General features: G+C 55.5%; 10 protein-coding genes. 9 read left to right on the forward strand and 1 reads right to left on the reverse strand.

Annotated elements, in window-relative coordinates; genetic code table 11:
• Positions 1 to 183 precede the first annotated feature (183 nt).
• Positions 184 to 648: a helix-turn-helix domain-containing protein gene (locus tag ACMTNU_RS11495; protein ID WP_413935394.1), complete on the reverse strand. Its 465-nt coding sequence runs from the start codon at positions 646 to 648 to the stop codon at positions 184 to 186.
• Between the two features lie 165 nt (positions 649 to 813).
• On the opposite strand from ACMTNU_RS11495, the gene ACMTNU_RS11500 reads away from it, so the two are divergent.
• From ACMTNU_RS11500 to ACMTNU_RS11540, 9 genes are all read left to right on the forward strand, one after another.
• On the forward strand, positions 814 to 1,155 hold the full coding sequence (locus ACMTNU_RS11500; protein WP_413935395.1) for a hypothetical protein: 342 nt from the start codon (positions 814 to 816) through the stop codon (positions 1,153 to 1,155).
• Between the two features lie 58 nt (positions 1,156 to 1,213).
• Positions 1,214 to 2,059: a TrmH family RNA methyltransferase gene (locus ACMTNU_RS11505; protein ID WP_413935396.1), complete on the forward strand. Its 846-nt coding sequence runs from the start codon at positions 1,214 to 1,216 to the stop codon at positions 2,057 to 2,059.
• Between the two features lie 73 nt (positions 2,060 to 2,132).
• A complete protein-coding gene (locus ACMTNU_RS11510) occupies positions 2,133 to 3,413 on the forward strand; it encodes a TolC family protein (protein WP_413935397.1) in 1,281 nt (426 codons plus the stop codon).
• 71 nt (positions 3,414 to 3,484) lie between these two features.
• Positions 3,485 to 4,624 carry an efflux RND transporter periplasmic adaptor subunit gene (locus ACMTNU_RS11515; protein ID WP_413935398.1) on the forward strand — a complete coding sequence of 380 codons (1,140 nt, stop codon included), beginning with the start codon at positions 3,485 to 3,487 and terminating at the stop codon, positions 4,622 to 4,624.
• On the forward strand, positions 4,624 to 7,851 hold the full coding sequence (locus ACMTNU_RS11520) for an efflux RND transporter permease subunit (RefSeq protein ID WP_413935399.1): 3,228 nt from the start codon (positions 4,624 to 4,626) through the stop codon (positions 7,849 to 7,851). The genes ACMTNU_RS11515 and ACMTNU_RS11520 overlap by 1 nt, the downstream gene beginning before the upstream one ends.
• A 33-nt stretch (positions 7,852 to 7,884) precedes the next feature.
• Positions 7,885 to 8,241 carry a c-type cytochrome gene (locus ACMTNU_RS11525; RefSeq protein ID WP_413935400.1) on the forward strand — a complete coding sequence of 119 codons (357 nt, stop codon included), beginning with the start codon at positions 7,885 to 7,887 and terminating at the stop codon, positions 8,239 to 8,241.
• A 370-nt stretch (positions 8,242 to 8,611) separates the two neighbouring features.
• Positions 8,612 to 8,890 carry a type II toxin-antitoxin system RelE/ParE family toxin gene (locus ACMTNU_RS11530; protein WP_413935401.1) on the forward strand — a complete coding sequence of 93 codons (279 nt, stop codon included), beginning with the start codon at positions 8,612 to 8,614 and terminating at the stop codon, positions 8,888 to 8,890.
• A 13-nt stretch (positions 8,891 to 8,903) separates the two neighbouring features.
• On the forward strand, positions 8,904 to 9,224 hold the full coding sequence (locus tag ACMTNU_RS11535; protein WP_413935402.1) for a HigA family addiction module antitoxin: 321 nt from the start codon (positions 8,904 to 8,906) through the stop codon (positions 9,222 to 9,224).
• 97 nt (positions 9,225 to 9,321) lie between these two features.
• On the forward strand, positions 9,322 to 9,550 hold a 229-nt coding region (locus ACMTNU_RS11540; RefSeq protein ID WP_413935405.1), incomplete at its 3' end, for a DUF1778 domain-containing protein.

Consider the following 9,550-nt stretch of genomic DNA (forward strand, 5'->3'; position numbering starts at 1 on the left):
GACGCTGGTTCGACTCTGGGTCCGGGCGCTTCACGCTAGCACGAGATACGATTCACCGTTGTTATCGATTCACGAGTTGCAAATAATGCAAGTTGAGGGACAAGGTTCACGGTTTAGGACAACGTTAAACATGAAACTCGAAACCTGAAGCTGTGGCAATAGCAGCGTTCCTGGATTATGTGGCTAGTCGCTCGGCGGTTCGAAGTGTCCTGACGGGCGTTGCTGCCAGGGGACAGTTGCTTGGCGGGATTGTTTGACCAAGCTTCGCAGGCTCATTTCGGCGGCTCTCAGGAGTTTCGGGTCGCCGGCTTGCATGAGAGTCGTTAAGAGAACGAAGAGCGATCGATCCGCACGGGAGCCGGCCAAGATTCGATCGGTCACGGGATCAAGCTGGATTGCATCCGGTTCTTGATCTTCTTCTGAGGCATCCGTAAACAGGTATTCGAAAGATCGAGGATCATCAAACAGCCAGGAGGGCGGAACTCGGAGCGCACGAGCGAGTGCCTCGATCGTTCCCGCTGTAGGGTCTGTTTGGTCCGCCTCAATCTGCTCAAGGAGCTCGTGGGGCAGATCAGCTGCGCTCGATAACGACTCAATCGATTGCTTTCGTGCAAGTCTCCAACCCTGAATGCATGCTCCGATCAGCATGGATGGATGATACACAATGAACGAAATGGCTTCAAGGAACCTGGTGAATAATTCGTTATTTATCCTGTTTAATCAATGCGTTGCGGGGCATTCCAGATTGCCTGTCAGTTCGGTTATAATGCGGACGCTCGTTGTGGAGTCTGTGTGTCAAGGAGGTAGGTACCTATGTTAGGAACGGATATTCGTGGCATCATGGCTGAGGAAGAAGAGGTGCAGCGTCGTCAGGAAGCGCTGAAATCGCTGATGACAATGAGGGCCAAGCAGCTTCGAGAATCGTTAGACGATCGAATCAAGCGGGCCAGAAACAGCGGGGATTGGACCCAGCTTTCTAAAGCAGAATGTGCCAGTCTGCACAAGCAGGAAAAGGCCCACTTGCAATCTCAGCTGGAACAACTCCAGTTTGAGCAAACCAGGACTCGAGGCAAACTGACGGCCTTGAAGCGAGCGAAGGCCCGCGCTCAGCGTATTCGCGCGGCGGAAGCGGCGTCCGAGCGAAGGCGTCGGTGAACGACCACCTCATCTGGTTTGGTCGGTTCCCTCCTAGCATGCGGTCGGGGTCATCATAGTGGATACTGGGCCACACCCCCAGGTCTTGTCCCGTGCGCAGAGCTCGTTGATCCGGCAGTTGCTGCGAGAGAAACACGTTCGATCACGCGAGGGCGTCTTCGTTGTAGAAGGCGCCAAGCCTTGTCATGATCTGATCTCCCACCATCCCCAGGCGATACAGAGTCTCCTTGTATCGCCTCATTATCTCCGTGCTGAGACCAGCGTGGACCGGAGCAGGCGCGTTAACTTAGAGGCGCAACAGTTCGTGTGCTCGGATCCTGCCTTTGAAAAACTGACAGATGTGGAGATGCCTCAAGGGATTCTGGCCGTTGTCCAGCAACCTCAGTGGGACGAGGCGCAGGTACTTGGGCAGTCGCGCGTCCTGGGTGTATATGGAGATCGGTTGCAAGACCCAGCGAACGTGGGGGCGATTATCCGAACCGCTGCCGCACTGAATCTGTCTGCTGTGTGGTTGAGCCATGACTCTGCGGATCATTTCAGTCCCAAGGTTGTCCGTGCGACAGCTGGTACGCTCCTGGAACTGCCCATTTTTCGGACAACGGATCTTCGGACAGTGACGTTGTCTGAATGTAGAATCTATTCAGCGGTCCTGTCGTCAACTGATAGAGTTCCCATTAGAGAGATTCGAACCGTACCCAGCCGGCTCCTGGTTGCTGTAGGTAACGAGGGCGCGGGGCTGTCATCGGAAATCATGAAGGCGTCTCAGATCAGGTTTTCCATTCCATTGGCTGAAGGGGTTGAGTCATTGAACGTGGCGGCGACGGTGGCGATCTCGGCCTTCTACTTCAGCGGATTGCCGATTGACTCCGCAGCGCCACGAAGAAAGCCCCCACAGTCGGTGTAGATATTTGAAAATCAGATAGATTGGGCCTAGGATAGTTGAGGGAAGGGTGGTGATGTTGAGGCAAGGAATCAGGATGGGAGTGGTACATGCTCTACTACTCCTGGGCATGGTGAACGTCGGATCCGTTGGAGTGGCCGCAATGTCGGTGGCTACGGAATCTGGGAATCAAGTCTATGGTCTTGAGACGATCGTCGATCTGGCCTTGGCCAAGAATCCGGTAGTCTCGCTCGCGGAAGGCACCATTGAACAGCAAAAAGGCCAGCAGACGGCGGCAGGCGCGTATCCAAATCCCACGGTTGGAGGTGCTGGTGGCCACGGGATGCTTCGCGATACAACGCGGGGCGGTGTCGGCCCGAATCTTGATCCAAACTCGCTGACAGAATACAACGTCGTTGTTGGACAACCGGTCGAATGGCCGGCGTTGCGTGCGGCGCGTCAACGAGTCGCCGATCTTGGATTGGCGACAGCCAACGTCGGCATGTTAGAGACTCGCTTGAACCTGACTTCACAAGTGAAGGTGGCATTCTACGATTTGCTCCTGGCTCAACAGGATGCAGACTTGGCCAAGCAGAACCTTGATACCGTCGAAGGCGTGGCCCGGATCGTGAAGGCGCGCGTCAAATCAGGCGAAGCTCCACAGTTCGAATCCATCAAGGCGGAAGTGGAAGTTCTAAAGGCCCGCCAGCAACTCGCCCGTGCCGATAATCTTGTTCGCATCAATCGTGTTGCCGTCGACACCTTGACCGGCGGTGCGCTTGGGCCGTCCTACTTGGTTCACGGTGAATTCAGGATGCTTCCTCGGGACTTACAGATTGAGGGGCTTATGGCTCGGATGATGGACCAGCATCCCACGATCCAGCGCTTATTGAAGTCCGTGGAACAATCGGACTGGAAGATTGAATTCGAACGACAGGCCCGTGTGCCGTCGGTCACGGTCAATGGCAGCTACTGGCGTGAGATGGGGCGAGAAGCGTTTCAAGGAGGACTCTCAATCCCGATGCCGCTGTGGTATCGACGTCAGGGAGAGATTGCTGCGTCATTAGGGGCGAAGCGTCGAGATGAGGCAGAGCTGCTCCGAACGCGCAATGAGCTCGGGCGAGCCGTCTATCAGCATTATCAAGATGTTCGTACGACCGCCGAGTTGATCGATGTGTTCGATAAGGGGTTGCTGAAGCAGGCGCAGGAAGCGTTGAGGCTGGCGCAGTTCAGTTTTCAACAGGGCGCCTCGAGTCTTTTGGAAGTGCTGGATGCCCAGCGTGTGCAGCGACAGATTTTAGTAGACTATGCCCTGGCTCGGCATGACCTTTCCGTTTCGCTGGCCAGACTGGAACAGGCGGTAGGGGGAACCTTGTGAACACGCAGGCTTATTGCATCCAACCTCAGTCATCGTATCTCAGCCGAGGGCTCTGGAGTGTGTTGTTCAGTATGATGATACTGGATACGGGCTGTGATGGGACACCGAGTGATGTGGTGGCCAGTAAAACGCCGGCTGCCGTTTCCACGCCGGGACGTATCACGTTGTCGGCGGAAGAGTCGTCACGAGTAGGGCTGGTGGTTCAGCCTGTCGTCCGCAGTGACTTTCGTACGCACCGGGATTTTCCGGCGATCGTGCAACCGAATCAACGGAACATGGCTGAGATTACGACACTGGTTCGCGGGCGAGTCGTCGAGGTCTATGCCGATCTCGGGCAGGAAGTGAAAGCGAACGCGCCTCTCGCGATTTTGTACAGCAGTGAGCTGGGACTGGCGCAGTCGGCGTATCTCAAGGCGAAAGCCAAACTCCACGTTGCGGAGCAAGCCTTCAATCGTGCGCAATTTCTGTTGCAAGAGCAGGTGATCGGCGAGGCCGAGTTGCAACGGCGGCAAGCGGAATTGTTGAGCGCGCAAGCCGAAGGTAATGAATCGCATGATCGGTTGAAGTTGCTCGGGATGAACGACGAAGAGTTTCGGCGACTCGAACGGAGCCGGCAGATACGGTCGGTGGTACCGATCGTGGCACCCTTCGGAGGGCGGATCATCGGACGGAAACTGACGCGCGGGGAAGTCGTCGAGACGACCGAAAATCTGTTTGTGATCGCCGACCTTTCGGAGGTGTGGGTACTCGCGAACATACCGGAAAAAGACATTCCCTTCGTCCATTCGGTGCATGCGTCCGGCGGCACGCAGGTCGACGTCCGGATCAACGCCTATCCGAAAGAAGTGTTCAAGGGGACGATCACGTACGTCGGCGATGTGCTGGATCCGATCACACGGACCATGCAGTTGCGGATCGAACTACCGAACCAGGATGGGCGGCTGAAGCCGGAGATGTTTTCCACCATACGGCTCTATTCCGAGTCACAACCGGATCGCTTGGCGGTGCCGGAGGCGGCGTTGCAACGAGATCAGGGACGGACCTTCGTCTTTGTGCAGCGCGGCGTGAATGAATATGAAATGCGCGAGGTGCACATCGGTGAGTCGAATGGCACGCTGACGTCCATCCTGGGCGGACTGAACGAAGGAGAGCCGGTGGTGACGCACGGCGCCTTTGTGTTGAAGTCCGAGTTGTTGAAGAAACCCGTCTGATGGTCTCCCGTCTCCTTGACATCTCCTTGCGGCAGCGGATGTTAGTCATCATCTGTGCCCTCATGATCGGGGCCGGAGGGGTGTATGCTTTCCGGACGATTCCGATTGATGCGTTTCCGGACGTCACCAGCGTGTTGGTGCAGGTGGTGACCAAGGCCCCCGGCCTCTCCCCGGCCGAGGTGGAACGGTTGGTGACCTATCCGATCGAGCTTCAGCTCACGGGCGTTCCCGCGCTCACGGAAATGCGTTCCCTCACAAAAGTCGGGCTGTCGCTCATTACGATCGTGTTCGACGACTCCATGGACATCAACTTGGCCAGGCAGCTGGTGCTCGAGCGATTGCTCGAAGTGGAAGAACAGCTCCCTCCCGGTGCCGAGCCCATGCTGGTGCCGAACAGTACCGGTTTGGGCGAGGTGTTTCAGTATTACTTGAACGCGCCTCAGGGAGCCGCAGTCGATGCGGAAGTAGAACATCAAAACTTGATCGCGCAGCGTACGATCCAAGATTGGGTGATTCGGCCCATTCTGAAAAGCACACCAGAGGTCATCGACGTCAATTCAATGGGTGGCTACGTCAAACAGTATCAGGTGCTGGTCGAGCCGGGGCTATTACGTAAATACAATCTGACGCTTCACGATGTATTTAGTGCGGTGGCGAAGAACAACGCAAATGCCGGTGGAAATATTCTGGAGAAACACGCAGAAAAGTACATCGTGCGGGGGAACGGGTTGATCCGCTCGCTGCAGGACATTGAGCACATCGTGGTTAAGGAAACCGGTGGGACACCAGTCTATGTTTCTGATGTGGCGCAAGTCGTGATCAACCATGCAGTGCGACATGGTGCCACTCTTCTGAATGGGGATCGTGAAGTGGTGAGCGGCATTGTGCTGATGTTGCGCGGCGGGAACGCCCGGGATGTCGTCGAAGGGTTGAAGGCGCGTGTGGAAGAAATTCATGCCAAAGGTCTGTTGCCGAACGGATTGCGGATCGTCCCGTTCTACGATCGGATCGAACTGATCACCGAAGCGTTGAACACCGTCTATCAATCACTGGCGGAAGGGGTCGTACTGGTCGTTGTTGTCCTGTTTCTGTTTCTTGGCAATATCCGCAGTGCGCTCATCGTGGTGGGGACGCTGGTCTTGGCGCCGCTGGCCACATTTATCGTCATGGGACAGATCGGGCTGACTGCCAATCTGATGTCGCTCGGAGGACTCGCGATCGCGATCGGGATGATCGTCGATGGATCGGTTGTCGTCGTCGAAAACGTCTACCGTCATCTCTCCCACCATTCGGCCGACACCATGCCGAGGCTGCAGCTCGTCACCACTGCGGTGAAGGAAGTCGGCCAACCGGTCGTGTTCGGCATTCTGATCATTATCCTGGTGTTCTTCCCGCTTTTGTCGCTTCACGGCATGGAAGGCAAGATGTTCAAACCGCTGGCCTATACCATTATGATCGCGCTCCTGGTGTCGCTGCTTCTCTCGCTGACGTTGTCGCCGGTGCTCTGTTCGCTCGCCCTGAGGCAAGGCAATGAAGAAGATCCGTGGATTGTGAGAGTTGCGAAGGCGATCTATGCGCCGGCCCTTCATTGGGCGCTCGGGCATCGAATAACGGTTTTGGTAATGGCCATCGGGGCGCTCATCGGAGCCTTGTCGTTAGTGCCGTCACTGGGGACGGAGTTTATCCCGACCTTGAACGAAGGAACGATCGCTCCACAGACGATCCGGCTTCCCAGTGTATCGTTGCCCGCCTCCATCGAGATCGAGAAGCGGATGCAGCAGGCGGTGATGGAGTTTCCGGAAGTCGAGATGGTTGTCTCCAAGATCGGTCGAACAGAGCTGGGTAATGATCCGCAGGAACCGAATGAGAGCGATCCCGTGGTTCGGCTCAAGCCGCTGGATCAATGGACCACGGCTCGGACCATGCCGGAGCTGATGCAGAAGTTCCGTGAGCGCTTGACCTCGGTCTCCGGTGCGACCTTCCTCATCAGTCAGCCGATCCAGCAGCGGGTCGACGAGTTGATTTCCGGTGTGCGTACGGAAGCCACGGTGAAGCTGTTCGGCGACGATCTGGAAACCCTTCGGAACAAAGCGCAAGAAATTGCCGAGGTACTCGAATCCGTGCGAGGCGTGCGAGACATCAAAGTAGAGCAATTATATGGGCAGCCGTATCTGACCATCGATATCGACCGCAGCAAGATCGCCCGTCATGGGATCAATGTGGCCGATGTGCGTGAAATCATCTCGACGGCCATCGGGGGAGAGGTCGCGACCCGCGTCTATGAAGGGCAGCAACGGTTCGATCTCGTCGTGCGGTTTCCAAAACCGTACCGAGATAGCGTCGAAACGATCAGTAACATCAAAGTCAGCGACCAGGCCGGTGCCCTCATTCCCTTGGCTGACCTCGGCACTATTCAGTTGGAAGAGGGGCCTGGCCGCATCAGCCGGGAACAGTTGCAACGGTACGTCTCGATCGGATTCAATACCCTTGGACGGGACATCGGGAGCCTTGTGGCCGAGGCGCAGCAGAAGATTGATGAGCACGTGGCGCTCCCGACCGGATACCGGGTGACGTGGGGTGGATCGTTTGAGAACATGGAGCGGGCGATGGCGAAGCTGAAAGTCATCGTGCCGATCACGATTGGACTGATTTTCTTTCTCTTGTACTCTACCTTCAACTCTCTTCGACAGGCGACGCTGATTATCTTGAATCTGCCGTTTGCGTTGATTGGGGGAGTGATGGCGCTGTGGTTGACCAAGGAGTATCTCAGTGTGCCGGCGTCGATCGGATTCATCAACCTCTTCGGTGTGGCCGTGCTGAACGGGATCGTGCTGGTGTCGTATATGAACAAGTTGCGTGAAGACGGACACAGCTTGGATGAGGCCGTGACCTCGGGGGCCCTGCTTCGATTGCGCCCGGTCTTAATGACGGCGTTGGTCGCACTGTTGGGCCTCGTGCCGCTTGCATTCGCTCAGGGAATCGGCTCGGAGGTGCAGCGCCCGCTGGCCATCGTGGTCATCGGCGGATTAGTGAGTTCGACACTCCTGACCCTGATCATGTTGCCGGTGCTCTATCGGTGGCTGGAAGGTCGTGAACCGGGGCCAAGGCAGGCGGGAGCTCCACCGACCGGATCGGCATATGAGTCGCATCACACAGCGGGCGACCAGCATCATGGGAACGGTGAACCACGGTTTACGCGCCATCCCGGCGAGATCCCATTGGCGTGATGGACCACTGATTCAGACAAGGGTGATTTTGGTATGTGGAAGATGCTCGTTCAAATAGTTCTTACGGTAGGTGCCATCATTGTGAGCAGTCAGCTTGTGATGGCAGCGCCGAAGGAAACCGACCAGCCGAATGTCGATCAGGTCAAAGGGAGAAAGATTTTTGTGAAACATTGCGCCGGCTGCCATGGGCCGGAGGGAAAGGGAGACGGGTACCTGTTACTAGGGCCCGATCCGGCCAACTTGACGAGACCTGCCACAAAGAAAAAGCCTGATGCGCTGTTGCTTCAGACCATCCATGAAGGCAAGCCCAATATGCCGTCATGGAAAGGCCGCCTGTCCGAAGACGAGAGTCGGGCGGTTCTGGCCTACATTCGGGCGCTGAAGAGATAATCCTCCGAACAGTTTCCGCATTGCTCTCCAGTAGAAACGAAGTGGTGAAGGACCGAGGGCTTCCCACAAGCGCCGCCCTATACGAAGTTGGGACCTACCGATACACAAGAATTCTAGAAGGTGTGGAATGTGGTGCCGAGGGACAGAATCGAACTGTCGACACCGGCCTTTTCAGGACAAGAAGAAAGTGAGCAAGATCAAATAGATAAGCTCAAAACACAGTGCAAAAAGTGACATTTCATGTCATGAAAAATCAATGAGTTACAGGAGCAGGTGCCACTACTGGCACCTCATGAGTTGCAGGCAAAAGTTGACTAGGGTATAATTTTACACGTTACGTAAATCATAAATATCTGATGGTATTCTGGTCGTGATAAGAGGCTTTCGGGACAAAAAGACGGAAAGTTTCTTTTCAGGAGAAACGGTAAAGGAGTTTTCCAGTTTTAGGCGAGTCGCAGAACGGAAACTGACGATGCTGGACAACGCATCCGACCTGAAGGACCTGTTGTCACCGGCAGGTAATCGGCTGGAGAAGCTGAAAGGGGATCGTGCCGGACAGCACAGCATCAGGATCAACGATCAGTGGCGGATCTGTTTTGTTTGGATGTCTGATGGCCCCCATGATGTTGAGATCACCGATTATCACTGAGAGAGGTAACACCATGATCAAAAATGGCATGCGGCCAGTGCATCCAGGAGAAATTCTGTTAGAGGAGTTCATGAAGCCGGCAGTCCCTCTGATCAATGCCAATATGCTCGCAAAGGCCCTCGATGTGCCGGCGAATCGGATTACAGCAATTGTCAAAGGACAGCGAGGCATTACGGGCGATACTGCCGTTCGTCTAGCGGCATTTTTCGACACCACCGCTGAATTTTGGATGAACCTGCAGAAGACCTACGAGCTGCGCCTTGCAGAAGAAGCCATGTCGAGCAAGGTGAGGAAACACATTGAGCAAAGCAGGGAATCACTTGTATCGGCCTAAGGTCCATGTAAGAGAATAGTAGCGTGCTTAACCCAGTTGCATCGCTCGACGTAACGGACCGACTTCAACAGGAGGTACAAAGGTGCGGACCAGGTCAGTGTGCAGTGACAAGTTGGACCTTCGATTAAGTTCTGCAGATAAGCGGATACTGGAAGCTGCTGCATCTGCATCCAATCGTTCCGTGAGTGAGTTAGTTCGGGAGAGTGCCTTGTCTCGTGCTAATGAAAGGCTGGCTGATCGTCGTACGTTCCTATTGAGTCAGTCCAAGTGGGCTGAGTTTCAAGCCGCTCTGGATGCTCCAACTCGCCACAACCCCCGTATACAGC

The sequence above is a fragment of the Nitrospira sp. BLG_1 genome (assembly GCF_047338595.1).
GTDB lineage: Bacteria > Nitrospirota > Nitrospiria > Nitrospirales > Nitrospiraceae > Nitrospira_D.

Coding starts and splice junctions, on each gene's coding strand:
- ACMTNU_RS11525 (WP_413935400.1), top strand. CDS start 7,885: ATGTGGAAGATGCTCGTTCAAATAGTTCTTACGGTAGGTGCCATCATT.
- ACMTNU_RS11500 (WP_413935395.1), top strand. CDS start 814: ATGTTAGGAACGGATATTCGTGGCATCATGGCTGAGGAAGAAGAGGTG.
- ACMTNU_RS11535 (WP_413935402.1), top strand. CDS start 8,904: ATGATCAAAAATGGCATGCGGCCAGTGCATCCAGGAGAAATTCTGTTA.
- ACMTNU_RS11515 (WP_413935398.1), top strand. CDS start 3,485: ATGATGATACTGGATACGGGCTGTGATGGGACACCGAGTGATGTGGTG.
- ACMTNU_RS11520 (WP_413935399.1), top strand. CDS start 4,624: ATGGTCTCCCGTCTCCTTGACATCTCCTTGCGGCAGCGGATGTTAGTC.
- ACMTNU_RS11510 (WP_413935397.1), top strand. CDS start 2,133: ATGGGAGTGGTACATGCTCTACTACTCCTGGGCATGGTGAACGTCGGA.
- ACMTNU_RS11495 (WP_413935394.1), bottom strand. CDS start 648: ATGCTGATCGGAGCATGCATTCAGGGTTGGAGACTTGCACGAAAGCAA.